Genomic DNA, 26478 nt, shown 5'->3' with positions numbered 1-26478 from the left:
CGCTCAGGCGGTGCGGCGGACGTTCGTGAGCACGAAGCCGCTGGGCGGCAGTGCGGGCATCCGGCTCAGGCTCAGCGCCAGGTCCTGCGGCGGCACGTCGTAGCGCATGGCCGTGGTCAGGTTCGTCACCGCCCGCCTCATCAGCTCGATGGTGATCCACTCACCGGCGCAGCGGTGGCCGGACAGATGGTTCCCGCCGCCCTGGGGGACGAAGCGGAACGGGTCGCCCCGCCAGCCGGTGAAGCGCTCCGGGCGGAACCGCTCCGGCTCGGGCCAGAGCTCCGGGTGGTGGTCGGTGCCGTACAGGTCGAGCAGCACCCGCCGGCCACGCGGGAAGTGGTAACCCTGCCAGTCGAAGGAGCGACGGACCCGGGCGGCGGCCACCGGGAAGAAGGGGTAGAAGCGGCGTACCTCCTGCACGAAGCTCTCGGTGGCCTCCTCGCTCTCGCGGGCCCGCTGCCGCCAGGACGGGTGGTCGTGCAGCGCGAGCGCGGCGAACACGACGAAACGGTCCACGGCGACGGTGGGGCGCAGCACGTTGAGCAGTTCGACGGCGGCGATCCGGCGGGGGAGCAGCCGTCCGTGGGCGTCGCGGTGCTCGGCGACCACCCGCAGCGCGCTGCCCGCGGGCGCCGGGAGCGTGCCGACGCGCGCGCGGTCGATGACGCCGCCGATCCAGCGCTCGCCCCGGCGGCGGCCCAGCAGGCCCCGCCAGTGCCGGGGGCCGAGCGCCGCCGGTCCCTCGATCATCGCGTGCAGGTCGGCGGTGCGCCGGTCGACCTCGGAGGCCGCCAGCGGTACGCCCGCCCAGGCGCAGACCGCGCGCGTCAGCATCCGGCCGACCTCGTCGTACAGCACGACGGGCCCGCCCGTCTCCCAGGCCGGGACGCGGGCCCGCCACTCGTCGTCGAAGAGTTGGCCGAGGTGCCGGACCGCGGTCGGCGTCATGATCGACATGAACATGGCCTTGCGGTCGCGGTGGTCGGCGCCGTCCAGGCCCTGCACGCCGCCCCGGCCGGTCAGGGTGCGCTGCGCCCGCATCGGCGTCGCACCCGCGCGGACAAACCGCTCGGTGTCGTAGAACAGCTCGGCCGCCGGGCGGCCGCGCAGGCAGATGGTGCGCTGCAGCAGCAGCCGGGCCTGGAAGATGTCGCTGCCGTGGCGGTCGCAGCGCCGGCCGACGAAGCGGTAGCCGTCGCGCAGGAACGCCACCGAGCTCTCCGGGCTGCGCTCCGTCGGGATGGTCGCCATCGGGCCTCCTGCCGCGGGCGGCGGCCGTTGCCGGCCGGCCGGTCTCGTCGATGCCTATGCGTCTACCCAGGCCGGCGTGGCGCAATCCCGCGGCAGGCCGGCGTGCGGCCGGCGCCGGGCGGCGGGCGGTCGGGAACCCTGTCCGCACCCGGTGCCGACCGGGACTCGCACGCGATTCCCGGTCGCCGGCCACGTCCGGCCGGATGGCGGAACGTGAGGGGAGGGGGCCAGCGCACGGCGCGCCCGCTGGCCCCTCCCAGGGGAGCGGAAAGCTGGTTGGCTCGGGGGAGCGGTCCGGTCGGGCCGCCGACGGCGTGCCGACGGCCGGCAGCCGGGCCGGAACCCGGGCGGGTCACCTGGGGGAGGGCCGCGCCCACGATCGCCACGGGAGGACCCATGCGGGACAACAGACCGCCGTACTGGCGGCAGCGGCAGGCGCTGGGGGTGCTCGGCGCGGCACGGGACGCGGCCGGCGCCCCGTTGATCGCGCCGTCCCGCCGCCCGGCCCGGCCGGGCCGGTTCTTCACCGTGCACCTTGGTTTCACCGCGCCCGACCTGGAATCGGCCCGGGAGGTCGCCGTCGGATACGCGGAGGCGCTGAGCCTGCTGCGACCCGAGCTGGCCCTGGGCGCGTCGGCGTTGTCGCCGGCCGAGGCGTGGCAGCACGCCGAGCGGCTGTTCTGCGGCGCGTCCGGGCCGGACGGCGAGCGCTGCGTCGACGTGGCCGGCCACCCCGGCTTCCACCACGCTCCCGGCCCCGGCGGACTGGGCTGGGGCGACGGCGACTAGGGGTGCGCGGCCCCGGGATGTCAGGCCCCGCCCCGCCCCGCCCCGCCGCGGGTCGGGCGGGCCGGGTGCCGACGGCGGTGCCGCCGACCGACCCGACCGGCGTCCTCGGGCTCAGTCCAGGTCGAACTCGCCGTCCTGGGCACCGGCGACGAAGGCGTCCCACTCGGCCTGGGTGAAGACCAGCACCGGGCCGTCCGGCTCGGCGGAGTTGCGCATGCCGATCAGGTCGTCGACGAAGGCCACCTCGACGGCGCTCTCGGAGGTGTCGCCTTCGGCCCGCTGCCAGACCGCCCGGGAGAGGTCGAAGTCGCCCTTGGGGTGCGAAGCCATGGTTCAGTCCTCCAGTGCCACGGGGTCATGGGGAAACACGTGCGGATCCCCATCGGGCAGGATAAGCGGATGCCGAGCCTGACCCGTGTAGAGGCGACCGCGCGTGGCGCGGCGATCACCGTCGAGTCCTACCAGGTGGACCTCGACCTGACCGGCGACGGTGAGCGGTTCCGCTCGACCGCCACCATCCGGTTCCGGGCCGCCGCCGGGGCGCAGACCTTCGTCGAGGTCAAGCCCGCGAAGCTGCTGACGGTACGCCTCAACGACCGGGACCTCGACCCGGCCGCGCTGGCCGACGGCCGGTTCCCGCTGGCCGACCTGGCGGCGGAGAACACGCTCACCGTCACCGCCGAGATGGCGTACTCGAACACCGGCGAGGGGATGCACCGCTTCGTCGACCCGGCCGACGGCGAGACGTACCTGTATGCGATGTCCTTCCTGGACGAGGCGCCGCGCATCTTCGCCGCCTTCGACCAGCCGGACCTGAAGGCCCCGGTGACGCTCTCGGTCACCGCCCCGGCGGAGTGGACGGTCGCCGCCAACGGGGCGCTCGCCGCGAACCCCTGGCCGGGGCGCTGGGAGTTCGCCCCCACCGCCCCGCTGGCCACGTACTTCTTCTCGGTGGTCGCCGGCCCCTGGCACGTCCGCCGCGACTCCCACGACGGCATCCCGCTCGGCGTGTACTGCCGCCGTTCCCTCGCCGCCCACCTGGACGCCGACCTCGACGAGATCCTCACCGTCACGAAGCAGTGCCTCGACCGCTTCCACCAACTCTTCGCCGATCGCTACCCGTTCGGCAAGTACGACCAGGCGTTCGTGCCCGAGTTCAACGCCGGCGCGATGGAGAACCCCGGCCTGGTCACCTTCCGGGACGACTACGTGTTCCGCTCGGCGGTCACCGACAGCCAGCGCGAGGTGCGCGCCACCACCATCGCGCACGAGATGGCGCACATGTGGTTCGGTGACCTGGTCACCATGCGCTGGTGGGACGACCTCTGGCTGAACGAGTCCTTCGCCGAGTACCTGGGCACCCGGGTGACCGCCGAGGCGACCCGCTTCGACCGGGCCTGGACGACCTTCGCGATCCGCCGCAAGTCCTGGGGCTACACCGCCGACCAGCGGCCGTCGACCCACCCCGTCGCCCCGGCCGAGGTCGCCGACGCCGCCGAGGCCCTGCTCAACTTCGACGGCATCTCGTACGCCAAGGGGGCCAGCGTGCTGCGGCAGCTGGTCGCCTGGCTGGGCGACGAGGCGTTCCTCGCCGGGCTGAACGCGCACTTCGCGAAGCACCGGTTCGGCAACGCCACGCTGACGGACCTGCTGGCCGCCCTCGGCGACGCCGGCGGGCGGGACCTGGGCGCCTGGGCCGACCGGTGGCTGCGTAGCGCGCAGGTCAACACCCTGCGCATCGAGACCTCGGTCGACGCCGACGGGCGCTGGCGGGACGCGGCGATCGTGCAGACCGCCCCCGCGTCGCACCCGGTGCTGCGCCCGCACCGCGTCGGCGTGGGTCGGTACGCCGACGGCACGGCGAGCCGCTTCGAGGTCGACCTGGACCCGGACGCCGACGGCGGGCGGACCACGCTGACGCCGCTGCTCGGCGAGCCGGCCACCGGGCTGCTGCTGCCGAACGACGGCGACCTGACCTTCGCCAAGATCCGCCTCGATCCGGCTTCGGCCGACGCGGTGCCCATGGTGCTGCCGGGGCTCGCCGACCCGCTGGCCCGGGCCCTGCTCTGGGGCGAGGCGCTCGACGCGGCCACCGACGGGGAGCGCCCGGTCACCTCGCTGGTCGCCCTGGTCGCCGCGGCGCTGCCCGCCGAGACGGAGGTGACGATCGCCGAGGAGGTGCTCACCCTGAGCCGCCGGCTGATCGACCGCTACCTGGACCCGCTCGCCCGGGACGCCGCCCTGCTCCGGGTCGCCGGGGCGTGCGCGGCGCTGCTCGCCGGGGCGCCGGCCGGGGGCTCGTTGCAGCTCGCCGCCGCCCGCGGCCTGATCGCGGCCACCACCGACACCAGGCTGCTCGCCGGGTGGCTGGCCGGTGACGGCGTGCCGGAGGGCTTGGCCGTCGACGCCGACCTGCGCTGGGCGCTGCTGCTGCGCCTGGTGGTGCTGGGTGCGGCCGGCGAGGCGGAGATCGCCGCCGAGGCGGCCGCGGACCGTAGCGCCACCGGGGCGGAGCGGGCCGCCTGCTGCCGGGCGGCGCTGCCGGACGGGGAGGCCAAGCGGGCCGCGTGGGAGATCGTGGTGCGCAACACCGAGCTGTCCAACCGCCTCGTGGAGGCGACCGCCGAGGGCTTCTGGCAGCCGGAGCAGGCCGAGCTGACCGCCCCGTACGTCGAGCGGTACTTCGCCGACATGCCGGCGGCGGCGAAGCTGCGTACCCCCTGGGTGGCCGACGCGGTCACCGTGCGGGCCTTCCCCCGGTACGCCGTGGCGCAGCCCACCCAGGAGTTGGCCGCGGCCCTGCTGGCCCGGGACGACCTCACGCCCGGCCTGCGGCGCTGGGTCACCGACCTGGACGACGACCTGCGCCGGGCGCTGGTGGTCCGGACGGCGACGGCCGCCGCGTCGGCCTGAGCGGACCGGTGGCCGGGACGGCCGGCGGCCCCGGGTCGCCGTCGGCCGTGCCCGGCCTACGATCATCGGATGGAGGAGGACATCCGGCGGGTCGGCATCATGGGCGGCACCTTCGATCCGATCCACCACGGGCACCTCGTCGCGGCCAGCGAGGTGGCGGACCGGTTCGGCCTGGACGAGGTGGTCTTCGTCCCCACCGGCCAGCCGTGGCAGAAGGAGGACCAGCCGGTCAGCCCGGCCGAGGACCGCTACCTGATGACGGTGATCGCCACCGCCTCCAACCCCCGTTTCCAGGTCAGCCGGGTCGACATCGACCGGGGCGGGCCCACCTACACGGTCGACACGCTGCGTGACCTGCACGCCGAGTACGGCCCGAAGGTGCAGCTCTTCTTCATCACCGGTGCCGACGCGCTGGAGCGGATCCTCTCCTGGAAGGACCTGGACGAGATCTTCGAGCTGGCCCACTTCATCGGGGTGACCCGGCCCGGTTTCGAGCTCACCGACGCGCACCTGCCCGCCGACACGGTGAGCCTGGTGCAGGTCCCGGCGATGGCCATCTCGTCCACGAACTGCCGCGCGCGGGTCGCCCGCGGGGAGCCGGTCTGGTATCTCGTGCCGGACGGTGTGGTGCAGTACATCGCCAAACGGCGCCTCTACCAGCAGTGATTCGACCCGGTATCGGGTGGTTCGGCCGGGTAACGCGTCAGAACTGGCGAGTCGGGATTCCGCCGTGTGTGAGACGCTTGGAGGATCGCACGGTTGATCGAAGGAGAACGGTGACAGTTTCCGAACGCGCTCACGAGTTGGCGATCGCCGCCGCCCAGGCCGCGGCCGACAAGAAGGCGCAGGACATCGTCATCATCGACGTGGGCGACCAGCTCGCCATCACCGACGCGTTCCTGCTCGCCGCCGCCCCGAACGAGCGTCAGGTGCTCGCCATCGTCGACGCCATCGAGGAGCGGCTGCTCCAGCTTCCGGAGAAGGCCAAGCCGGTCCGGCGCGAGGGCGAGCGCGGCGGCCGGTGGGTGCTGCTGGACTACGTCGACATCGTGGTGCACGTCCAGCACACCGAGGAGCGCGAGTTCTACGCCCTCGACCGGCTCTGGAAGGACTGCCCGACGATCCCGTTCGTCGACCGGGACCTGGTCGACGCCGAGTCCGGCACCGGCTCCGCCGCCGCGGAATGACCCGCCTGATCATCTGGCGGCACGGCAACACGGACTGGAACGCCGCCAGCCGGGTCCAGGGGCAGACCGACGTGCCGCTGAACGACCTCGGCCGCGAGCAGGCCCGCACCGCCGCGCCCCTGCTTGCCGCGCTGCGGCCGGACGCCATCGTCGCCAGCGACCTGAGTCGCGCGGCGGACACCGCCGCCGCGCTCGCGGCGCTGACCGGGTTGCCGGTGCGCACCGACCCGCGGCTGCGGGAGCGGCACTTCGGGCTCTGGCAGGGGCTCGTGCTCACCGAGGCGGCCGAGCGACACCCCGCCGAGTTCGCCCGCTGGCGGGCCGGTGACCCGGATCCGGGCGCCGGCATCGAGACCCTCGACGACCTCGGCAAGCGGATCGGCGCGGCGTTCCAGGACGCCGCCGACCTGGCCCCCGGCGGCACCGTCGTGGTGACTACCCACGGCGGCGGCGCCCGGCAGGGCGTCGGCCAGCTGCTCGGCTGGGAGCACGCGGTGCTGCGCACCGTGGGGTCGCTGTCCAACTGCCACTGGACGGAGCTGCGGCACGACGACGCCCGAGGCTGGCACCTGCGTGCCCACAACGTCGGCCTGATCACTGTGCCGGCCACCACCGAGGCCGTCTGACCCCGGCGTTCCCCGCCGCGATCGGCTAGCGTGCCGGGCATGCCCGTCGCGGTCGTCACCGACTCCACCGCCTACCTCCCGCCCGAGCTGCCGCACGCCCGCCGGCTGACAGTGGTGCCGTTGACCGTCGTGCTCAACGGCGCGGAAGGGCTGGAGGGGGTGGAGGTCACCCCGGCCGACGCCACCCGGGCGCTCGGCGGGCGGCGGGTCTCGGTGACCACCTCCCGCCCCGCCCCCGAGCAGTTCGCGCGGACGTACCGGGACCTGTTCGACGCCGGCGCCGACGGGATCGTCTCGGTGCACCTGTCGGCCGAGCTCTCCGGCACGGTGGAGGCCGCTCGGCTGGCCGCCGCCGAGTTCGACGACCGGGTCGCCGTGGTCGACAGCCGCTCGACCGGCATGGGCCTGGGCTTCCCGGCCGTCGCCGCCGCCACGGCGGCCGAGCGGGGCGGGAACCTTGCGGGCGTACGCGACGCCGCGCTGGCGGCGGTCGACCGCACCAGCATCTGGTTCTACGTCGACACGCTGGAGTTCCTGCGCCGGGGCGGCCGGATCGGCGCCGCGGAGGCGCTGCTCGGCACCGCGCTGTCGGTCAAGCCGATCATGCACATGCCGGACGGGGCGATCGTCGTCAGGGACAAGGTGCGCACCGCCAGCCGGGGCGTGGCCCGGCTCGTCGACCTGGCCGTCGAGGCGGCCGGCGACGACGACGTCGACCTGGCCGTGCACCACCTGGCCGCGCCACAGCGGGCCGAGGCGCTGCTGGAGACACTGACCGCCCGGATGGGCGACCGCCTGCACCACGCGTACGTCTCGGAGGCGGGCGCGGTGGTCGCCGCGCACGCCGGGCCGGGCCTGGCCTGCGTGGTCGTGCACCGCCGGCCCGCCACCGACTAACGTCGATCCCGCGACGGTCATGCCCCGCTGACGCTGTCGAGCTGCCCCACCGGACGGGGCAGCGGGGGGCCCGACGCGCGCCCGGCGGCGCCGCCGCCGGAATCGGGGAGGATGCGATGTCCTGTGTGGTGACCGGTGGCGGGCGCGGGGTCGGCCGGGCCGTCGTGGAGCGGCTCCTCGGCGCGGGGAACGCGGTCGTGGTCGTGGAGCACGAGCCCGACGCGGTGGCCTGGCTGACCGCGCACCCGGCCGCCGACCGGCTGGCGGCGGTCGTCGGTGACGCCGGCGATGAGCGGGTCGCCGCCCGGGCCGCCGACCTCGCCGAGGAGACCGGGCCGCTGACCGGCTGGGTCAACAACGCGGCGGTGTTCCGGGACGCCTCGCTGCACGCCGATCCGGTCGACGAGGTGCTCGACCTGATCGGGTGCAACCTGCGTCCCGCCGTGGTCGGTGCGGCGACGGCGGTGCGCCGTTACCTGGCGGCCGGCACGGGCGGGGCAATCGTGAACGTCTCCTCCCACCAGGCTCGGCGGCCGGTGCCCGGCTGCCTGCCGTACGCGACCGCGAAGGCCGCCGTCGAGGGGCTGACCCGGTCGCTGGCCGTCGAGTACGGCCCACGGGGCATCCGGACCAACACCGTGGCGTTGGGCTCGGTCGCCACCGAACGGCACGCCGCCTTCCTGGCCGGGCAGGAGCCGGCCGCGGCGGAGTGGATCGACGCCGAGCTGATCCGGCTGCACCCGGTCGGGCGGATCGGCCGGCCGGAGGAGGTGGCGGAGGCCGTCGCGTACCTGCTGTCGCCGGTGGCGGGCTTCATCAACGGGGTGACCCTGCCGGTCGACGGGGGACGGTCGGTCTTCGGTCCGGATCCGGAGGCGCGCTGACCCGCGGCTTTCCGGGGCCTAGCACAGCTTGGGCATGATCAGGCGGTTGTCCACAGGGGGCCGTGCCGTCCACAGCCGGCCTCGCGACCCCCTCCGGGCGGCCATCGCGGTCCTAGCCTCGCGTCGTGTCAGACGACGAGGAGACGGTGGTCCGGGAACGGCTGCGCCGGTTGGTGACGGGCCCGCCCTCGGCGGGTACGCCGGCGCGCGAGGCCCGGTTCGCCGAGCACACCGGATGGTCGCCGCCGGCACCGGCCGGGACCGACCCGGAGTCGTGGCCGGGGTCGGGTCCCGGCACCGCTGCGGCGGTCCGGTCGGCGCCGGCCCTCGCCCCGGCCCCGGCCGGGCGGACGGCGCCGCCGGATCCCGCTCCGCCGCCCGAGGCCACGGCGGCCACGGCCGAGGCGGCGACGTCCTCCCGGTTGCCGGGGCCGGGCGCGTTCGACCCCGGGCGGCGGGGTGTGCGGGCGTTGGCCGTCGTCGCCGTGCTGGTGGTGCTCGGGGCCGGCTTCTGGGCCTGGCGGTCCCGACCGCAGGCCGAGCCGGTCCGGCCGGTGGCCACCGCCGAGCCGCCCGTGGTGTCGGCGACCGGGCCGGTGGAGCCGGGGGCGTCCCCCGCCGGCGAGCTGGTGGTCGCGGTCGCCGGCAAGGTACGCCGTCCCGGGCTGGTCCGGGTGCCGGCCGGCGCTCGGGTCGCCGATGCGGTCGAGGCGGCCGGCGGGGCGCTGCCCGGGGTGGACGTGGCCCTGCTCAACCCTGCCCGCAAGGTCACCGACGGGGAGCTGATCCTGGTCGGCGTCGCCGCCGCGCCGGGCGCGGCACCACCGCCCGGCGGGCCGCCCGGCGGGGCGCCGGGAGCGGCGCCCGGCGCGGGCGGCCGGCTCAACCTGAACACCGCGACGCTCGCGCAGCTCGACGCCCTGCCCGGAGTGGGTCCCGTGCTCGCCCAGCGCATCCTCGCCCACCGCGACCAGCAGGGCGGCTTCCGTTCGGTCGGCGACCTGCGCCAGGTCGACGGCATCGGCGACGCCCGGTACGAGCAGCTCAAGGACCTGGTGACGGTGTGACGGCGGGCGGACCGCCGGCGCGGGCCGAGCGACCGTCGCCGGTGACGGCTGCCGCCGGCGGCACGCCGGGTGCTGCGGGGCACCGGCCGGCGGAGGAGCCGGACCTGCGGCTGGCCGGCCTGGCCGTGGCGGCCTGGCTCGCCGCGCTGGCCGGGCTGCACCTGACTGCCGGCGTGACGCTGTTGCTGGCGGCGGTGACCGCCGGGGTGGCGGGCCTGGCCGGGCTCCACCTCGTCGGCGTCCTCGGCCGGCCGTCCGCCCCCGTCCGGCGGTACGGCTGGATCGCCGTCGCGGTGCTGATCGGCGTGGTCTGCGGCGCGACGGCGACCGCCGCCCGGGTGTCCCTCCGCGACGCCGGGCCGGTACGCGCACTGGTCGAGGAGCGTGCCGTCGTCACCGCCGAACTGGTCGTCCGCGACGACCCCCGCCCCGTGCGCGGTGTCGCCGGACGGCCGGCCACCCTGCTCGTGCCGAGCGAGCTGACCGGGGTCACCGGCCCGGACGGGCGGCGGGTCGTCGCGCCGGTCCGCGTGCTGGTCCTCGCCGCCGACCCGGGCTGGAAGGGGTTGCTGCCCGGGCAGCGGCTGACCGCCGAGGGGAGACTGGCCGTCCCGCGCGGCGGGGACCTGACGGCCGCCGTGCTGAGCGCGGCGGGCCCGCCGGAGCGGCACGGTGCGCCGCCGACGTCGCAGCGGGCGGCCGGGGCGCTCCGCGGCGGCCTGCAACGCGCCTGCGCGCCGCTCCCCGACGAGCAGGGCGGCCTGCTGCCCGGCCTGGTCGTCGGCGACACGAGCAGGTTGCCGCCCACGGTGGAGGAGGACTTCCTCGCCACCGGCATGACCCACCTGAACGCCGTCTCCGGCTCCAACGTGGCCATCGTCGTCGGCGCCGTGCTGCTGCTGGCCCGTTGGGCGCGGGCCGGCCCCTGGCTGGCCGCCGGGCTCTGCGGGCTGGCCCTGGTGGGGTTCGTCATCCTGGTCCGCCCCTCGCCGAGCGTGGTGCGGGCCGCCACGATGGGCGCGATCGGGCTGGCCGCGCTGGCGGCCGGGCGTCCCCGGGCGGCCCTGCCCGCGCTCTCCGCCGGCGTGGCCGTGCTGTTGCTGTTCGACCCGGAACTGGCCGGTGACGCCGGCTTCGCGCTCTCCGTGCTGGCCACCGGCGGCCTGCTGCTGCTCGCTCCGAGGTGGCGCGACGGGCTGCGCCGCCGTGGTGTGCCGGCCGGGTTCGCCGAGGCACTGGCGGTGCCGGCCGCCGCACAGCTCGCCTGCGCCCCGGTGGTGGCCGGGATCTCGGGCACGGTGAGCCTGGTCGCCGTGCCGGCGAACCTGCTCGCGGTGCCGGCGATCGCGCCCGCCACGGTGCTCGGCGTGCTGGCGGCGGCGGTGTCGCCCGTCTGGCCCGTGGGGGCGGAGTTCCTCGCCTGGCTGGCCAGTTGGCCGGCCTGGTGGCTGGTCACGGTGGCGCGGCACGGGGCGCGGCTGCCGGCCGGGACGCTGCCGTGGCCGGGCGGGGTTCCCGGGGCCTTCCTGCTGGCCGGGCTGACCGTCGCGCTGCTGGTGGCCGCCCGACGCCCGGTGGTCCGCCGGCTGGTGGCGGTGGTCGTCGTCGCGGTGGTGGCCGGCGCGCTGCCGGTGCGGCTGGCGGCCCCCGGCTGGCCCCCGGCGAACTGGGTGGTCGCCGCCTGCGCGGTCGGCCAGGGCGACACCGTCGTGCTGCCGGTCGCCCCGGGCCGGGCGGTGGTGGTCGACGCCGGGCCGGATCCTGCGGCGGCGGACGGCTGTCTGCGCCGGCTCGGCGTACGCGAGGTCGCGCTGCTGGTGCTCAGCCACTTCCATGTCGACCACGTGGGCGGTGTGGCGGGCGTGTTCCGGGGAAGGCCGGTGGACGCCGTGCTCGCTCCGCAGTGGGCGGAGCCGGCGGCCGGGCGGGACCTCGTCCGCGCCGAGGCGGCGGCGCACTCCACCGAGGTGGTCGCCGGCCGGGCCGGTTGGCGGTACCGGGAGGGCGTGCTCGACCTGGTCGTCGTCGGTCCGCCACACCCGCTTCGGGGCACCCGGTCGGACCCGAACAACAACTCGCTGGTGCTGCTCGCCACGGTCGCCGGGGTGCGGATCCTCCTCGCCGGCGACGCCGAGACCGAGGAGCAGCGGGCGCTGCTCGACAGCGCCGTGCCGGGCGGGCTGCGGGCCGACGTGCTGAAGGTGGCGCACCACGGCTCGGCGTGCTGTGCCAGAATACCGTACTTCGGTGCAAGCGGGCGAACAGTAGAAGGTGGGTCATGCGGGCGGCACTCTACCTGCGCATTTCCAAGGATCGGACCGGCGATGCCGAGGGGGTCGAGCGCCAAGAGCAGGACTGCCGAGCCCTGATCGATGCCAAGGGTTGGACGCTGGTCGAGACGTACACCGACAACGACACCTCGGCCACCTCGGGTCGCCGTCGACCAGGGTTTGAGGCGTTGATGTCCGCCGTCGAGCGGCGAGCCGTTGACGTGATCGTGCCGTGGAACGCTGACCGGCTGTACCGCACACCGGCTGACCGGCTGCGGGTGGTCGAGGCATGCCGGCAGCACGGGGTATCGCTCCACCCGGTACGCGGAACGGGCATCGACATGACCACCCCGAACGGTCGCATGGTCGCCGGCATGCTCGGCGAGATGGCATGGGCCGAGGTGGAGAACAAGAGCGACCGGCAGCGGCGAGCCAACCGGCAGGCAGCCGAGAAGGGGAAGCCGTGGATGACCGGACCTCGCCCGTTCGGATACGAGCGGACCGGCGGCACCCTGGTTCCGCATCCGACCGAGGCTGAGTTGGTGCGGCAGGCGTTCGACCTGATCACCTCGGGTGCCTCGCTCAACTCGGTTACCCGCATGCTCAACCGGGCGGGTGCCCGGACCAGCCTCGGCAACGAATGGCGGCACAACAACGTGCGGGTGATGCTGCTCAACCCGCTGTACGCCGGTCTGCGTGCCTACGCTGAGATGCCGCCGCTCGGGTCGAAACAGTCCGCCCGTTCCCGTCCGCCGGTCGAGCAACGGAAGTTGATCCCGGGTACGTGGGAAGCACTGATCACAGAGGACGTGTGGCGCGCATCGGTAGCCGTACTGCGCGACCCTGCCCGGCTCACCAACGCTGAGAACCTGTCGAGCGTGCGGCACCTCGGAAGCAACCTGTTCCCCTGCGGGCGGTGCGAGGCAGAGGCAGGCACCGAGGCTGACGCCAAGCGGAACGGCGAGCCGGTGATGGGGATCAACTACACCAACCCGAGACGGGACGGCGAGCGCGGGCACCGGATCTACAAGTGCCGACGCTGCCACATGAGCAGGCGAGCCGATCCCGTCGATGCGTTCGTGGGTGCGGTGGTGGCAGCCCGGCTCGACCGTGGCGACGTTGCCGACCTGGTCGCCGTCAACCAGGCGAACAGAGCCGACCTTGTCTCGCTGCGGCGAGAGGCAGGCGAGTTGCGGGGACGGCTCGGCGTACTGCTCGACATGCTCGGCGACGGCGACATGACGCGCGATGAGTACAAGAGAGCCAAGCGGCGCGCGGAAGACAGGCTTGCCGAGGTTGAGGCGAGGTTGACCGAGGCGGGCGGTAGCCACGTACTGGCCGGGGTGACAGGGCAACGCTGGCTCGCCTCGGATGACATGCCGTGGCGACGGGCAGTGCTCGCCGCACTGGTCGAGGTGGTGTTGATGCCGGTCAAGACTGGTCGACCGAAGAAGGGCGAGGAGATCGACCCCGCCTCGGTGGTGTTCCGGTGGCGTCAGTCCTGAGCGTTCTCAGGTTCCCCGCTGGACGTCACTCGGACCTCAACGATGCGGTGCACAGACAGTGCAGCAAGTGCGCTGACTGCCTCATCTTGATCAGAGCGGAGCGGGATGCCGTTGTCGCCGTGGCGGGAGAGCCGTTCCGCGATGGCGGTCGCAAGCTTCCCTCTCTCGACGGCATCTTGTGTCCGAGCGGCGCTCTCAGACATGGTCTCTCGTGACCTGTCCGCAAGGTTCGCGCGGTGTGCCTGCCACTCCATTACAAGCCTGAGAACGCGCTCGATGCCGTAGACGCCAGTCAAGACGTAGCCCAACGGCTTGACCTCGCTCACGACCGCTGCCAAGACAGCTTCAAGAGGGCTCGCGATCTTGAGGCGTTGCACGCCTGGCTTGGCCGAGAGCGCGCCTGTAGTCCTCCTGAACGTTCGGAGTTCCGCATCGGTCTGTTCTGAGTCCCAGCCCCAACTACGGGCGGCCTTGTGCACCTCGGACAGCAGATGCCGCGCGCGTGCCCCCTGCTCGCCCGGACTCGCAAGAAGCTCCATCTGCATTGTGTACGACCAGATGGCGTTGAGGTTCCCGATGCAGTCGGCGACCGTCGCGAGCGTGGGCAGGGTACCCAGGTCGACAACAACGGTCAGTGAGGGTGGCTCGAACTCCGCCCGCGTCATGGTCGCCATTGAAGCAGACCAGGGCACAGCGCGCTCTCGCTGCGAGGCTCGGCCAATGCATGGTCATGCAGTGGTGTCGGCGTGGATGTCGGCCAGGGGGTGGGGGTGTGACCCTCTGAGCCGGGATCTCCCTACCGCCGGGTCTTAGGCGCTCCCTGATCGCCACCGTCCCCAAGTCGCCGTGACGGCCGGGAGCAGGGTGGGTGGCGCGGGTGTGCTGCATGGTTATGCACGCAGCTCGCCGGGAACGATCGCCGGCCATGCCAACCCCCGAGGTGTGAGGTGCCGAAAAATACGGGAGCACCCCGGGGGGTCGACGTGACATCGACCGGGCTACCGCAGCCCTGCCCGCTTCATCGCCCGGTGGTTGGCCTGCCGGCAACGGTCCGAGCAGAACTCCCGCAGGTACGCGGCATCCTCGGGCATCGGCTGCTCGCACCAGCCACACAGGTTCGCCGCCCATCGCTCGTGACGCTGTTCATCCGTCGGCAAGCTCACGCAGCAACCTCCTCGGCCTGGTCGTGGCTCGCCGTCCAGTAGGCGAGGTGAACGAGCGAGATCCCGTTGCCGACCAACCGTCGATGCGCGTTGTCGTGTCGGGTGTGGCAGGGGCGGCACATCGGCGAGTAGTGGTCAGGGTTGAGGCTGTACGGCTTGCGAGCCTCGCGGCCCCTGATCATCGCCCGTTCGTCATGGTCGGCGTGGGAGTACGCCCACTGCTCGGCCTGCTCGCCGCAACGGCAGAGGTAGAGAGAGGCGCTGCCGCGCTGCCCCTTCACTCGGTTGTGCGCGCCGTCGTAGGTCAGTAGCTCCTGCCGTCGGGAGTCAGGGTGGTTGGCTCGGTCGGCGCAGGTGGTGGTGATGCCTCGGGCAACGTTGTTGATCTGCAACGCCTTGACATTCCCGCACTCGCAGCGGAACAGAGCCCGAGGCTCGCCGCTGCCCTCGATCCGCTCGACCAGGGTCAGGGAGTTGTACACGTTGCCGGGGACGTGCTTGCGCCGGCTCGGCACGGTCGCAGCCCGAGGGGTCGGGACGTAGGTCCGTTGATGCTTGGCCCTGCTCTGGCAGGTCTGCCCGCAGTACTTCGGGGCAGGGCCACGCTTGCCGGCAGGCTTGGGCGGGATCGGCTCGCCACACTGCGGGCAGGCCGGCTCGGTGGTCTCGATGTTCACTGTCTCTGTCTCCTGTAGGTGGTTGCGTTATCGCAGGTCAGGGAAGGGGTACGGGTCACCGCGGATCGGCCCTCAGGGCCGCTGAGAGCGCCTGAGATCAACGGGGTGCCCCGTACCCCTCGGGTGGGGTGTGATCGGCTGTCAGAGAGCTGCTGAGCGGGCTGCTCGCTGCCTCTGCCTGCGTCGCACGTCGCGTTGTCGGCAGGTGTGGGAGCAGAACCGGGGAGCCCGTTGGATGCTCGGCCGGATCGGCTTCCCGCACTCCTCGCACAGTCCGGGGTTCTCTCGCTCTCGGCCGATGCGTAGGACCAGGTCCCCGTTCCGCCGGATGCGCCGACGATGCCGGTCGCAGTAGCCGTGCCCGTGGTGGGGTTGCTCGCAGCCGTCGACCAAGCAGCCGGGATCGGTGGTGTGGTTGGTGTTCGTCATATCGTGTCCACGGAGGGAAGGGCAGAGCAGGGGCGGACCTCCCTGCCCTGCCGGTCATCCCTCGGTCAGGCGATGCAGCCCAGCGACAGGGTCAGCTCGATCCGGCCATCGGCCTGCTCGACTACGCGACTGATCACGTACGGGGTGCGCTGGTCGCCGTTGTAGCCGTTCGGCCCCGCGTTCGGCTTGCCGATGACGCGCTCCAGCTCGGCGCGGAAGTGGTCGAGCGGGAACACCTGACCGGTGGGGTAGGCGATAACCACCCGGGCCGGGCCGGTCAGCTTGCCGTCGATGACCTCCCATTGCGGCACGGGGACGACGTGCACAGCCGGGGAGACCGGCTCGGCCTTGCTGACCTCGACGGCGAAGCCGTGCACAGCGAGAGGCAGGCTGTTGGCGTCGATGGTGTCGGCGACGTACTGAGCGATAGACACTGTTGGAACTCCTTGGGTTTGGGTTGTTGCTGGGGAGGGTTGGGGGAAGAACGGGCGGGAGTCCGCGCGGATGGCGGACCCCTCGCCCTGGTCGACGTGGTCAGTCGGTCAGCCGGCGACCCGAGCGACGGCGTCGACCTCGACAACCACGCGCACGCCAACCTTGGGCGACCGGCTGAACTCCATGCCCGGGGTCGGCTGCTCGGTGGTCGTCTGCTCGCTCACCACACGGGCAGCCTTGACCCGGCCGATGCCGGCCGCGATCTCGCCGGCCAGGTTGCCGACGCTGTTGCGGGTGAACTCGCCGAGCCGGCGAGAGCCGAACTCGCGGGAGGTCAGGTCGAACACAACCCGCACGGTGCGCCGCTCCTGGTCGCCGTCCCGCCCCTGACTGGTGACGGTCACGGTGTCGAGCGCCGAGCCGATCCGCTTGACGTTCGCGGCCTGGTCCCAGAGACCGTTGCCGCCGTACATGCCGCCGCCGTACGGGTCGCTGGTGCGCTGGTTGGTCCGGCCGCCCTGGTTGGTGATGCTGTCGATCAGGTCCAGGGCGAAGTTCCGCAGAGCGTTGCCGTCGACCTCGGCCGGCAGGGCCGGCACATCCGGCTTGACGTTGGACAGCCGAACATCGACCGTCGCACCCTGCGGGCTCGGGCTGGCGTTGGCGCTCACCAGGGCAGCGCCGGTCGACTCGATGCGGGCGAGACCGGCCAGCATGGCGGCACCGTCAACCGGCGTGCCGTTGGGCGTGACCACGGTGATGCCGACCTGACCGGACATGATGCCGGTGGCGGGCTCAGTCTTGGTGGCGTTGGCCTGGTTGACGTACACGCCCGGCTTGCTGCGGTCGTCGGCGTTGATGACCACGGGCATGCCGTACACGCCGAACGCGAACGGGTCAGCCTCGATCCGCTCAGCGATGAACCGGGCGAGCGTCGGCGAGTCGATCGCCGAGGCAGCGTCGAGAGCACGCTCAGCCGGCTTGACCGCCTTGCGGGCAGCCTCGATCAGGTAGCCGAGACGGGTGATCTCAGCTTCCGCAGTGACCAGGTCGAGCGCGCTCACGCTGGCGTCGCCACGGGTCAGCCGGGCAACCAGCTCGGCGTAGGTCTCCTCGGCCTGCTCGTGTTCGGCCTGCCGCTGGTCGACCAGGGCAAGCACCTCGGTCAGCTTCTCGGCGGCCTGCTCGGTGGCGGTGCGGGTGGTGTTCTTCTTGGCGGTAGCCACGGGGTGGGTCTCCTTCAATAGGCGCCCCATGTCGGGGCATGAAAAAAGGCCGGCAGGTAGCCGGCCCGAGGGGATGGGTGGTGCTGGTTGGTTGTGGTGGTCAGCGTCGCCGAGCAGCGCGGGCAGTGGCGACGGGATCGAAGTTGTCCGGCTCGGTGTCGCCTTGGTCGCCGTCGTCGGTCGAGCGGTTGTTGATCCGGGCGAGGGTCGCCTCACTGCGGCGGATGGCAAGCGCAACCTTGCTTGCCCTGATCGCCTGCTCAACCTCAGCTCGGGTGTAGCCGTCGGCGATCCCCTCGGGCAGGTTGCTCGGGCGCATGGTCTCGCCGTCCACCCGGTGATCGGCGAGGCGTTCGGCGAGATCCCACACCCGCTCGGGGAAGTCGTAGCGGATCACGCGGCACTCCCGAGGGTGACGGCAGCGGACCAGTAGGCAGCCACGTAGGAGGGAAGCTCGGGGTGAGTGTTGCGGAGGATCGACGGGGCAACGGTGCGCAGCTTCATCGAGACGCCAGGGAGGCCGGCCATGTACTCGGGCAGGACATCGCCGGTAGCTCGGTCGATCAGGGCGAGCGGGTTGATGGTCAGCGGGTCGCCATCCTGACTGAACGACACGACAACCAGGCGACCGGCCATCCGGTCACCCTCGGCCCACGGGTTGCCGCTCGGGCGTACCCGGATCGCGGGGAGGGTGTCGGCCGGCGTGTCCGCTCGGCGCAGCGGGTTGGCCTGAACGTCGATCAGGTCACCGCAGGCGTTGCGGAGAACCTGCGTCACAAGGGTCGGCAGGATCATGCTCGACTCATCCCAGCGCCGAGCGGGTGGCAGCCGGTGAGTCTCGGGGGTGCGCCGGTAGCGGGTACGGGTACGGGCGCAACTCACCACTGACCACCCCGAGCATGGCCGGCGGCAGCCTGAGCCTCGCGGTAGAGGCTGGTCGCCCTGCTTAGTGCTTCCGTCGCCTCGATGATCTCGGCGGCAGTGGAGTCGGGATCGGCCTGCACTCGGGCAAGCTGCTCGGCGGCAAGGCGCTTGCAGTCATGCGCCATCGCGTATCGCTGTTCGGCAAGGTCGGCAGCCTTGCGCCGCTCAGCCTTGCTGGTCTTGCTGGTCACGGGGTGGGGTCTCCTTGTTGGTGGGCAGGGTTGATCACCGGCAGAGCGATCCGCCGGCAGGGGGAAGTGATGGGGGTTGCTCTCGCGGTGCAGTGGCGAGCGCGGAGCAGAGTGCCCGGGTACCTCGGGGCAGAGGGAGCGGCGGCAGGAAGCTTCCCGATGGTGGCCGCGTACGCGGCCCATCCTGGCTGACCAGGTCTCCCGGCTGATGCGGCCTCCGGCCGCTCATGCTCTCGCCGCTGCCAGTCACCCCGGGAGCACCGTGGCACGGCGCGCGTAGCGCACAGCGCCGCAGGGCTACTGCCTCTCGGCGAGTACCAGAGCCCAGACATCCTCGGTCGGCTTGGTCTCGACCTTGACCGGCTTGGCCGGCGTAGCCGGCGTCAACGGCTCGACGTCGTCCCAGACTGAGGGGACAGGCTCGGCAACCTCGCTTGGCCTGGTGAAGATCCCGAGAGAGGGGATCTCTGTAGTTGTAGATGTAGTGGTAGATGGAGGTAGATGGTGCGACTCTGTGTCGCACTCAGTACTACATGGTGTCGCACTCGGCGGACATGGTGTCGCACTCGGCTCGGGAGGGGGCTGCCGGCGAGGCTTGCGAGTACGACTCTGTGTCGCACTCGGGGAGATCAGGCCGGGCGAGTCCGACTCTCTGTCGCTCTCGCGAGTACGACATGGTGTCGCACTCGGGTCCATGTTGAACCAGAGATCGACCCGTCGCCGGCTGCGCTCGACCCGGTTGAAGTACTTCAGTGCCTCGGCCTGGTCCTCGGCGAGAGCCCGCTCAGCCGTCCGTCGGGACAGCCCGGCATCCTCGGCGATCATCTCCAGACTCGCTCTCACCTTGCCGTCGCTGTTGTTGGCCCGGAGGGCAGCGAACACAAGCAACGCCTTCTGAGAGGCAGTCAGGCAGTCATCCTCTCGGACGGCTCGCATCGTGCCGAGCACGTCGAACTTGCCGCCCATCAGGTCACCCGCTTCGGTGGCGTGATCGCCCAGCGGTTGATGCCGACAGGCTTGATCCAGCCAGCCTCGATCAGCGCCGCCATGTCGTGGGATGCCTGCTCGATGCTGAGCCCTGCATCGGCGGCAAGCTGCCAGAGCGAGACAGCCGCCACGGGTCCGCTCGACCCTGCCTGCCGCTGCTTCCTTCGCTTCACTTCAGTCACCTCCTGGTCGTGGTGTTCATCTGTCACTCGCCGCTGAGCAAGCCACGCAGCCGGGCTCGCTGCTCGGGGGTGAGGGGTGGTGCCTCGCTGGCGATCCGTTCGGCGATGCGCCGCAGCTCCTCGCTCAACGGCCAAGCTCTCGGGCGTACCGCTCGACCTCGGTCACGGGGTACAGCACGCGACCGGCAAGCTTGATGTACCGCATGCGGGAGCGGTCCTCGTGCCGCTGGTTGGCGAGGGTCCGCAGGCTCAGCCCGAGCCGACGTGCCGCCTCGGCCGGCTCGACGTATGCGACGCCGTCGATGGTGTGTTCCACGGTGAATACCTCCTTGGTGGGCGGGGGGTTCTTCTTCTCTGTGTCGGGCCATGAAAAAACGCCGCATCCCTGGTGGGACACGGCGTGCGTGTGGTGCTGGCGGGTGCTCGGTGAGCAACCCTCACATGTAGATATCGCCAGCAGGCCGGCGTTTTACCGGGACTTGTGTCCGGGCTCACAGGATCACACCCGGCGGGCTGGTCGAGCGGGTGGCTGGCGATGAACCCTCTACAAGTAAGACGGGTTGATCTTGGCGTCTCGTCGGCCATCGTGACCGGGCACACGTCGAGCCGGTCGAGCCGGCGTCGGTGACGAACCCTCTACAGGTAAGTCGGGCTCAGACCGGCGTTATGTGAGCAGTCGTGACCGGGCTCACGGCAGCCGGCTCGACGGGTGCTCGGGCGAGCAACCCTCACATGTAGATATCGCCAGCAGACCGGCGTTCTGTCGGGACTTGTGACCGGGCTCACCTGGTCGACCTGCTCCGCGAGCAACCTTCTACGTAAGAGTCGCCAGCAGACCGGCGTTTGTTGCGCATGTATGACCGGGCTCACCTGGTCGACCTGCTCGGCGGGAAACCCTCACGTAGTTAAGACGGGCTCAGACCGGCGTTTCATGCACAGTCGTGACCGGGCTCACGCGAGCCAGTCTCGCGGCGAGGTGGCCGGGCGGGTTGCTCGGTGCGAACCCTCTACTAGTAATTCGGGATGATCTTGGAGTTTTACCGGGACTCGTGACCGGGCTCACGGGACCGGCCAGCCCGAGGGCTCGGCGAGGAACCCTCACGTAGATATATCGCCAGCAGACCGGCGTTTGTTGCGCATGTATGACCGGGCTCACGCAAGGAAGCTGCCCGCCACCCCGAGGACCAGGGCGACGGGCAGCCGGCAACGTCGGGCTACTCGCTGCCCACCCACGCGAGCAGCTCGGCGCGGGCGTACAGGTCGGCGTTCCCGCTCTTGCCCCTCGGCGTAGGCACCTTGCCCACCTTGCGCTGTAGGCGCTTCTTGGCTGCGTCCAACTTCCACGGGATCACGCCGCAGTCGACAGCCTCGCGCAGCGTCAGGAAGTCCCCGGCAGGGCTTGATGGGCCGCTGACCTGCGATGTCTCCGAGGACCGGGGACATGCAAGCTGCCGAGCCTCGCTCGCAGACAGGTACGCCACCTGTACCTCGGTGGCCTGTCCGCCGATGACCACCTGCCACCGGCCGAGGGTGCGGGATGCCCGGGGCATGGCTGCCTCGGGAACCAGCATCTTCCAGTTGTTGGCGGTGTACCGGGCGAGGCACCGGATGCCGAAGTTCTCGCGTGCCTCGGGTCCGCCGATCGCCCGTGCGGTCAGCATCTGCGCGATGGCCAGCACGTTGACCTTGGCGCTGCGGCCCATGAAGAGCAGGTCAGCCAGACCGGACACGGCAGGGGATCGCTTGGGATCGCCCTTGCCGCGCACCTCGGCCCAGAAGTTGACCAGTTGCCCGATGGTGGCCTTCAGCTCCTCGGCGATGACCAGCACGCGGGGACCGCAGTCCCAGTCTTCCGGCTCGTGCAGGGCGAGAGTGTTCCGCTCATCGGCGAGCGCAGCCAGCCTGACCAGCGCGTCATGCATCTGCGCCGGCTTGGTGCAGTAGTCCACCCCATCGAGACCGAGAGCCCAACGGTGCGAGCCCTTCCGGTCGAGGATGACCACCCGCCCACCCCGGGCGAGCACCTGCACGGCGACCAGCTCGGCAAGCACGCTCTTGCCCGCACCCGTACCGGCAGACACGGCGATGTGCGGGGAGTCGTCCCGCAGCGACAGGGTCACCGGCTGGTCGCCTGCACCCTGCCCGATGTAGAACTCCCACTCAGCCAGCCGGGGCAGGTGCGCGGCCACCTGGTCGACACCGACCCGGGCAGGGGGACGCTTGCGGACCGTCCACGTTGCCCGCACACGCGGGCCAACCTGGTGCCAGGTCTCGACCAGGTCAGCAACCGGGATCTTGCTGCCGATGATCGAAGAGACCAACTGCCGCTGTTCCCTGGTCAGGTACGGGGTGTCGGCGACCAGCTCGATACGCGGACCCTGGTCGCCGTCGACCGGCCGGCGGAACACAGCCAGTCGAGAGCTGATCGGCTGGGCGACGCGCTGCACCGACCAGGCTGCCCGTTGAGCACGCTCAGGCAGCCACCGGATGACCGGCTCTACCCGCTCGCCGTACCAGGCACGCACGGCCATCTCAGCCGGCGACAGAGGCTTGGCAAGCCGAGGGGTGAGGTTGCCCAACGACGGGTCAACGTGCAAGCGTACGCCGCTCTGCATGCCGAGAGCGGGCGTGAGCGCAGCCAGCGTCGGCGCGATGTACTCGCGGCTGAACCGGCGCATGGTCAGCTTGCGCCTGAGCCGGTAGCTCACGACCAGCGCAGCCGAGCCAGCCAGTGAGCCGACCTGCTCAGGGTGAGCCGCTGCCAGCACAGCCGCAGCCGGCGCACCGAGCCGGATCACCTGACGCTGCCAGCCGGTGAGCCGACCAGCACCCCGGCTCAGGTACGGGTAGCCGGTCTTGCCGCTGAGCGGCCTACCGGAGACGTACCGGTAGGCCACCCGCGACACGGTGTGCTTGCGCCGTAGCCGGCGGATCGCACGCTCAAGCTCAGTCACGCCGCCACCCCGGCAAGCTCAGGGGTGCGACCGTTGACGGCAGGTTCCGCAGGCTGCGCCGGGGACGGCGAGCCAGCCGAGCGGGTAGGCCGGTAACGCTTCACCGTCGCCAGCGAGACCCCGGCAAGCTCAGCGATCCGGGCATGCGTCGCCTCGGGCTCGGCGAGGTGAGCCGACATGATCCGGTCAGCCGACGTGAGCGAACGGGGGACAGGCTTGCGGCTCGGCTCACTGGTCCGCTTGACCGGCTGAGCGTTGACCGGCTCGACGGCGACCGGCTCACGGATCGGCTCAGGCTCGACGGCGACCGGCTCGGCTACCTTGACCGGCTCGACCTGGTCGACCGGCTCAGGCCGGATCAGCTTGCCTCGGCGAGACAGCACCTCGACGGCGAGCAGGAAGGCGATCGGCGGAACGGCGGCAACCGCTCGGGCAGTCCACGTCGGCTGAGCCGATGCGATGTTGGCAGCCAGCGTGGCGACGATGCCGAACGCGACAGCCAGCCGAGCGGACAGGCGAGGCTTCCGGCCGCTGCGCTTGTCGTCGAGCATCGCCAGCGTGCCAACCAGGATCAGACCGTCGATGGACAGCGGGAGCACCGACGCAACCGAGACGTGCTCGCCAGCCTGCCGGGCGACCTTGTAGATGTGGGAGAACGATGCGTAGCCGGCGACCAGGGCAACCAGGCCGGTGGTGAGCCGAGAGGTGATGGCAGTACGGGACACGGCGAGGCTCCTCAGAAGCGGGCGGGGACGTTGGGGACGTCCGAGAGGTGGGCGATGTCGTCGGCGACCTGCTCGGCGTGCCGCTCAGCTACCCGGCGAGCGATCACGAACGGGGCGAGCATGGCGAGCGGTCCGCCGATCAGGACCAGGGCGAGCGCGTAGGCAGTGGTGTTCATCGGCCACCCGCCAGCGCCTCGGAACGGCACGGGCCGCAGTTGGTAGCCGAGCTACCCCGATGCCTCGGGCACTGCTCCACGTCCCGCTGAACGGGCAGGGCAGCACCGGTGAGAGCGCGAGGGGTGAAGGTCCTCTTGCCGTTGATCTTCCGAGAGGACTCTCCCGCGCTTGCGCGGTAGGACGGTTCTTGATGGTTCAAGGACGGTTTGTACGACGCCTGCGTCGTGCCGCTCGGTCGTGTACGTCGCCCCGGTCGGTCGTGTACGTCGCCCCGCTGGACCGGGATGACGTGTGCGTCGCCCCGGTTTTCCACAGGCTCGGACACCTCGGCCGGTCGACCAGACTGCGGCTCGGCGAACGGGTCGAGCGAGGTAGGCACGGTGCGCCGACGCTCCATCGCGAGATCCCAGACAACGGGGCGACGGTCAACGGGGATGTAGGCGACGTGCCGCTGATCGCCACGGCGGATGATGCCGAGCCGGGCAAGCTCGCTCAGGTCCCGCTGCACCGAGCGGACCGACTTGCGGGCGTAGTGGGCGAGCCGTTCCTGAGACGGGTACGCGGCTCGGCCGTTGGCGTGGGCGTGGTTGGCGAGACCGATCAGAACGGTCATGCACTGAGGGGGTACGTCGGGCGCGTCGTTCAGCGCCCAGGAGACAGCTTCTACACTCACAGCGGGCGGACCTCCGGTGTCCGTCAAGAGCCCGGATCACAGGTGTTGGCGCACCTGCCGGGCTCGCTTTATGTCGGTACCCGCCGCGCTCATGCGTCCGCCTACCAGGATCCGGCCTTCCTGGACGCGGTCCGCCCGGCGGTCGCCCTGGTGCCGGTCGGGGCCGGCAACACGTACGGGCATCCGCACCCGGCGGTGCTGGGGCGGCTGGCCCGGGCCGGGGCGCGGGTGCTGCGTACCGACACCGACGGGGACGTGGCGGCGGTGCTCGGCCGGTCGGGCCTCGCGGTCGTGACGCGCGGCACCCCACCGGGCCGGCAGCCCTAGGAGTCGATGTCGATTCTCGGCTTTGGCAACGTATTGAGATAAATGTCTGGATTTGCACTGAGTGCGGGCTCTGCCGTCACAGTGCCGATGAGCAGGCTGGATCGGGCCGCCGGCCGTGCGAATATGGGCGGCGTGACCGCCGCCAGCCTCGCTCCCATTCTGCTCGTCCTCGGCGACGAGGAGCTGCTCGCCACGCGCGCGGTCACCGAAGCCGTCGCCCGGGCCCGCGGTGTCGACCCCGACGTGGACGTCCGCGAGTACCAGGCCGGCGCCCTGACCGTCGGCGAGATCGCCGAGATGCTCAGCCCCTCCCTCTTCGGCGGGCGGCGGGTGCTGGTGCTCCGCGCCGGCCAGGACGCCCGCAAGGACCTGGTGGCGGCCCTGCTGGCGTACGCGAAGAACCCCGACCCCGAGGTGCAGCTCGTCGTGCTGCACCTCGGCGGGGCCAAGGGCAAGGCGTTCGCCGACGGGCTGAAGGCGGCCGGCGCGACGGTCGTGCCGGCGGCCAAGCTCAAGGGGCACCGCGACCGGGTGGCGTTCGTCCGCGACGAGATTCGCCGCGCCGGCGGGAAGTGCACCGACGACGCCGCCGAGGCGCTCATCGCGGCGGTCGGCAACGACCTGCGCGAGCTGGCCGCCGCCTGTTCCCAGCTGATGGCCGACACCGACGGCCGGATCGGCGCCGACACGGTCGCCCGCTACTACCGGGGTCGGGTCGAGGTGAGCGGCTTCACGGTCGCCGACGCCACCATGGTCGGCGACGTGCCGGCCGCCCTGGAGGCGCTGCGCTGGGCGCTGCACGTCGGGGTCGACCCCGTGCCGATCGCCGACGCGATCGCCGACGGCGTACGCACCGTGGCCCGGGTGGCGTCCGCCGGTCGGGGCAGCCCCTACCAGTTGGCGAGCAGCCTGGGCATGCCGGCGTGGAAGATCGAGCGGGCGCAGCGCCAGGGGCGCGGATGGACGCCCGAGGGCCTGGTCGAGGCGATGCGGGCCGCCGCCGAGTGCAACGCGGCCGTCAAGGGCGGGGCGGACGACCGGGCGTACGCGCTGGAGCGGGCCGTCTTCTCGGTCGCGGCCGCCCGGCAGGGTGGCGCCCGGTGAGCGGAGCCCTCCGCGGCTCGTGGGCCACGATCCCCGCCGACGAGGAACGCTACCGGCCGCTCTACGCCCGGGTCCTCGGGCTGCGCGTCGTCAACCCCGGCGGGGTGCTCTGCTTCCTCTTCTTCGAGGGCGCCGTCGCGCTCGCCGCGCTGCTCGCCCTCGCCGAGCTGGTCACCTGGTGGGCGGTGCTGATCCTGCCCGCGACGGTGGCGGTGATGGTGAAGCTCAACGACATGGTGGCCGCCAGGGTGGTCCGCTCCGCGGCCCTCGTGCCGGAGCAGGAGCGGGACCGCTTCCGCCAGCAGATGCAGCCCGTGGTCGGGCGGGCCAGGGTCGACTGGATCACGCACAGCGTGCCCGGCGTGGTCGTCACGGCCGAGCCGGTGGCGCGGGCGGCCGGTGACGGGACGGAGCCCGGTCGGTCCGCTCGGCCGTGATCCTCGGCATGCCGGAAGCCCGGCCGGGTTCTCCCGGCCGGGTGGTGGTGCGGAACGCAGAAGGGGCAGACAGCCGGAAGCCCCGGGGAGTGCCCGGGGCTTCCGGTCAGGTCTGAGGTCGCCGCGTCAGGCGGAGAGCGACACCACGCGCTTGGCGATCGCGGACTTGCGGTTCGCGGCCTGGTTCGAGTGGATCACGCCCTTGCTGACTGCCTTGTCCAGCTTGCGCGAGGCGTCGCGCATGAGGATGGTGGCCTTCTCGACGTCACCAGCCTCCGCAGCCTCGTGGAACTTCCGGACGGCGGTCTTCAGCGACGACTTGACCGACTTGTTACGCAGCCGGCGCTTCTCGTTCTGCCGGTTGCGCTTGATCTGGGACTTGATGTTCGCCACGCGACAGCCTCGTCTTGATAGCTCGGGTTGGTCTGCTTCTGCGCGCGACGAGCATGCGTCATCGCTGCGCGAAAAGCCAGGTTAC

Annotated in this window: 27 protein-coding genes and 2 pseudogenes; 13 read left to right on the top strand and 16 right to left on the bottom strand. The window is 72.1% G+C overall.

The window, feature by feature from the left end:
• Positions 1–3: 3 nt before the first annotated feature.
• Positions 4–1251, bottom strand: a complete 1248-nt coding sequence (locus tag ACZ6Q9_RS28415) for a cytochrome P450 (RefSeq protein ID WP_396830356.1) — start codon at positions 1249–1251, stop codon at positions 4–6.
• Between the two features lie 396 nt (positions 1252–1647).
• Between ACZ6Q9_RS28415 and ACZ6Q9_RS28410 the strand changes: the two genes are divergently transcribed.
• Entirely contained in the window at positions 1648–2040 is a 393-nt protein-coding gene (locus tag ACZ6Q9_RS28410) for a hypothetical protein (protein ID WP_396830355.1), read from the top strand.
• 111 nt (positions 2041–2151) lie between these two features.
• Here ACZ6Q9_RS28410 and ACZ6Q9_RS28405 read toward each other — a convergent pair whose 3' ends face one another.
• On the bottom strand, positions 2152–2370 hold the full coding sequence (locus tag ACZ6Q9_RS28405) for a DUF397 domain-containing protein (protein ID WP_088992395.1): 219 nt from the start codon (positions 2368–2370) through the stop codon (positions 2152–2154).
• A 69-nt stretch (positions 2371–2439) separates the two neighbouring features.
• On the opposite strand from ACZ6Q9_RS28405, the gene pepN reads away from it, so the two are divergent.
• The 9 genes and pseudogenes from pepN (at position 2440) to ACZ6Q9_RS28360 (ending at position 13389) form a co-directional block, all read left to right on the top strand.
• A complete protein-coding gene (gene pepN / locus ACZ6Q9_RS28400) occupies positions 2440–4953 on the top strand; it encodes an aminopeptidase N (protein ID WP_396830354.1) in 2514 nt (837 codons plus the stop codon).
• A 69-nt stretch (positions 4954–5022) separates the two neighbouring features.
• Entirely contained in the window at positions 5023–5619 is a 597-nt protein-coding gene (gene nadD / locus ACZ6Q9_RS28395) for a nicotinate-nucleotide adenylyltransferase (RefSeq protein WP_393269303.1), read from the top strand.
• Between the two features lie 110 nt (positions 5620–5729).
• Positions 5730–6140 (top strand): ribosome silencing factor, encoded by a 411-nt coding sequence (gene rsfS, locus ACZ6Q9_RS28390; protein WP_350710838.1) that lies wholly within the window; start codon positions 5730–5732, stop codon positions 6138–6140.
• On the top strand, positions 6137–6766 hold the full coding sequence (locus tag ACZ6Q9_RS28385; RefSeq protein ID WP_357460383.1) for a histidine phosphatase family protein: 630 nt from the start codon (positions 6137–6139) through the stop codon (positions 6764–6766). Before rsfS ends, ACZ6Q9_RS28385 begins: the two co-directional genes overlap by 4 nt.
• A 39-nt stretch (positions 6767–6805) precedes the next feature.
• Entirely contained in the window at positions 6806–7663 is an 858-nt protein-coding gene (locus ACZ6Q9_RS28380; protein WP_396830353.1) for a DegV family protein, read from the top strand.
• A gap of 116 nt (positions 7664–7779) precedes the next feature.
• Positions 7780–8547, top strand: a complete 768-nt coding sequence (locus tag ACZ6Q9_RS28375; protein WP_396830352.1) for an SDR family NAD(P)-dependent oxidoreductase — start codon at positions 7780–7782, stop codon at positions 8545–8547.
• Between the two features lie 125 nt (positions 8548–8672).
• Positions 8673–9614 carry a ComEA family DNA-binding protein gene (locus ACZ6Q9_RS28370; RefSeq protein WP_396830351.1) on the top strand — a complete coding sequence of 314 codons (942 nt, stop codon included), beginning with the start codon at positions 8673–8675 and terminating at the stop codon, positions 9612–9614.
• Between the two features lie 41 nt (positions 9615–9655).
• Positions 9656–11836, top strand: a pseudogene (locus tag ACZ6Q9_RS28365) (ComEC/Rec2 family competence protein); the annotation flags it as partial.
• 56 nt (positions 11837–11892) lie between these two features.
• Positions 11893–13389, top strand: coding sequence for a recombinase family protein (locus tag ACZ6Q9_RS28360; RefSeq protein ID WP_396830350.1), 1497 nt, complete (start codon positions 11893–11895; stop codon positions 13387–13389).
• On the opposite strand, the gene ACZ6Q9_RS28355 is transcribed toward ACZ6Q9_RS28360, so the two are convergent.
• From ACZ6Q9_RS28355 to ACZ6Q9_RS28295, 13 genes are all read right to left on the bottom strand, one after another.
• A complete protein-coding gene (locus ACZ6Q9_RS28355) occupies positions 13380–14054 on the bottom strand; it encodes a hypothetical protein (RefSeq protein WP_396830349.1) in 675 nt (224 codons plus the stop codon). The two genes, ACZ6Q9_RS28360 and ACZ6Q9_RS28355, sit on opposite strands and share 10 nt — an antisense overlap.
• A gap of 494 nt (positions 14055–14548) precedes the next feature.
• Positions 14549–15229 carry a hypothetical protein gene (locus tag ACZ6Q9_RS28350; RefSeq protein ID WP_396830348.1) on the bottom strand — a complete coding sequence of 227 codons (681 nt, stop codon included), beginning with the start codon at positions 15227–15229 and terminating at the stop codon, positions 14549–14551.
• Positions 15230–15723: 494 nt separating this feature from the next.
• Positions 15724–16092 (bottom strand): hypothetical protein, encoded by a 369-nt coding sequence (locus ACZ6Q9_RS28345; protein WP_396830347.1) that lies wholly within the window; start codon positions 16090–16092, stop codon positions 15724–15726.
• A 108-nt stretch (positions 16093–16200) separates the two neighbouring features.
• Complete coding sequence (locus ACZ6Q9_RS28340; protein WP_396830346.1) at positions 16201–17319, bottom strand: hypothetical protein; 1119 nt, start codon at positions 17317–17319, stop codon at positions 16201–16203.
• 100 nt (positions 17320–17419) lie between these two features.
• Positions 17420–17716 (bottom strand): hypothetical protein, encoded by a 297-nt coding sequence (locus ACZ6Q9_RS28335; protein ID WP_396830345.1) that lies wholly within the window; start codon positions 17714–17716, stop codon positions 17420–17422.
• Positions 17713–18114: a hypothetical protein gene (locus ACZ6Q9_RS28330; protein WP_396830344.1), complete on the bottom strand. Its 402-nt coding sequence runs from the start codon at positions 18112–18114 to the stop codon at positions 17713–17715. The genes ACZ6Q9_RS28335 and ACZ6Q9_RS28330 overlap by 4 nt, the downstream gene beginning before the upstream one ends.
• A gap of 83 nt (positions 18115–18197) precedes the next feature.
• Positions 18198–18434: a hypothetical protein gene (locus ACZ6Q9_RS28325; protein ID WP_396830343.1), complete on the bottom strand. Its 237-nt coding sequence runs from the start codon at positions 18432–18434 to the stop codon at positions 18198–18200.
• A gap of 965 nt (positions 18435–19399) precedes the next feature.
• Positions 19400–19603 carry a hypothetical protein gene (locus ACZ6Q9_RS28320; RefSeq protein WP_396830342.1) on the bottom strand — a complete coding sequence of 68 codons (204 nt, stop codon included), beginning with the start codon at positions 19601–19603 and terminating at the stop codon, positions 19400–19402.
• A gap of 124 nt (positions 19604–19727) precedes the next feature.
• On the bottom strand, positions 19728–19919 hold the full coding sequence (locus ACZ6Q9_RS28315) for a hypothetical protein (protein WP_396830341.1): 192 nt from the start codon (positions 19917–19919) through the stop codon (positions 19728–19730).
• An 898-nt stretch (positions 19920–20817) separates the two neighbouring features.
• The gene (locus ACZ6Q9_RS28310; protein WP_396830340.1) at positions 20818–22557 is read right to left on the bottom strand and encodes a helicase HerA domain-containing protein; all 1740 of its coding nucleotides are present in this window, start codon (positions 22555–22557) and stop codon (positions 20818–20820) included.
• Entirely contained in the window at positions 22554–23282 is a 729-nt protein-coding gene (locus ACZ6Q9_RS28305) for a DUF2637 domain-containing protein (protein WP_396830339.1), read from the bottom strand. The genes ACZ6Q9_RS28310 and ACZ6Q9_RS28305 overlap by 4 nt, the downstream gene beginning before the upstream one ends.
• Before the next feature lie 11 nt (positions 23283–23293).
• Positions 23294–23458, bottom strand: a complete 165-nt coding sequence (locus tag ACZ6Q9_RS28300) for a hypothetical protein (protein ID WP_396830338.1) — start codon at positions 23456–23458, stop codon at positions 23294–23296.
• Positions 23455–24072 carry a helix-turn-helix domain-containing protein gene (locus ACZ6Q9_RS28295; RefSeq protein ID WP_396830337.1) on the bottom strand — a complete coding sequence of 206 codons (618 nt, stop codon included), beginning with the start codon at positions 24070–24072 and terminating at the stop codon, positions 23455–23457. The genes ACZ6Q9_RS28300 and ACZ6Q9_RS28295 overlap by 4 nt, the downstream gene beginning before the upstream one ends.
• Before the next feature lie 150 nt (positions 24073–24222).
• Between ACZ6Q9_RS28295 and ACZ6Q9_RS28290 the strand changes: the two are divergent.
• From ACZ6Q9_RS28290 to ACZ6Q9_RS28280, 3 genes and pseudogenes are all read left to right on the top strand, one after another.
• Positions 24223–24459, top strand: a pseudogene (locus tag ACZ6Q9_RS28290) (hypothetical protein); the annotation flags it as partial.
• 123 nt (positions 24460–24582) lie between these two features.
• Positions 24583–25563 carry a DNA polymerase III subunit delta gene (gene holA / locus ACZ6Q9_RS28285; protein ID WP_396830377.1) on the top strand — a complete coding sequence of 327 codons (981 nt, stop codon included), beginning with the start codon at positions 24583–24585 and terminating at the stop codon, positions 25561–25563.
• The gene (locus ACZ6Q9_RS28280) at positions 25560–26000 is read left to right on the top strand and encodes a hypothetical protein (protein WP_393269316.1); all 441 of its coding nucleotides are present in this window, start codon (positions 25560–25562) and stop codon (positions 25998–26000) included. Before holA ends, ACZ6Q9_RS28280 begins: the two co-directional genes overlap by 4 nt.
• A 126-nt stretch (positions 26001–26126) precedes the next feature.
• Here the strand turns inward: ACZ6Q9_RS28280 and rpsT are convergent, their stop codons facing one another.
• Entirely contained in the window at positions 26127–26393 is a 267-nt protein-coding gene (gene rpsT, locus ACZ6Q9_RS28275; protein WP_091104033.1) for a 30S ribosomal protein S20, read from the bottom strand.
• Positions 26394–26478 lie beyond the last annotated feature (85 nt).

It is taken from the genome of Micromonospora sp. NPDC049139, assembly GCF_055586845.1.
This window is presented reverse-complemented; position numbering and strand designations above follow the sequence as displayed.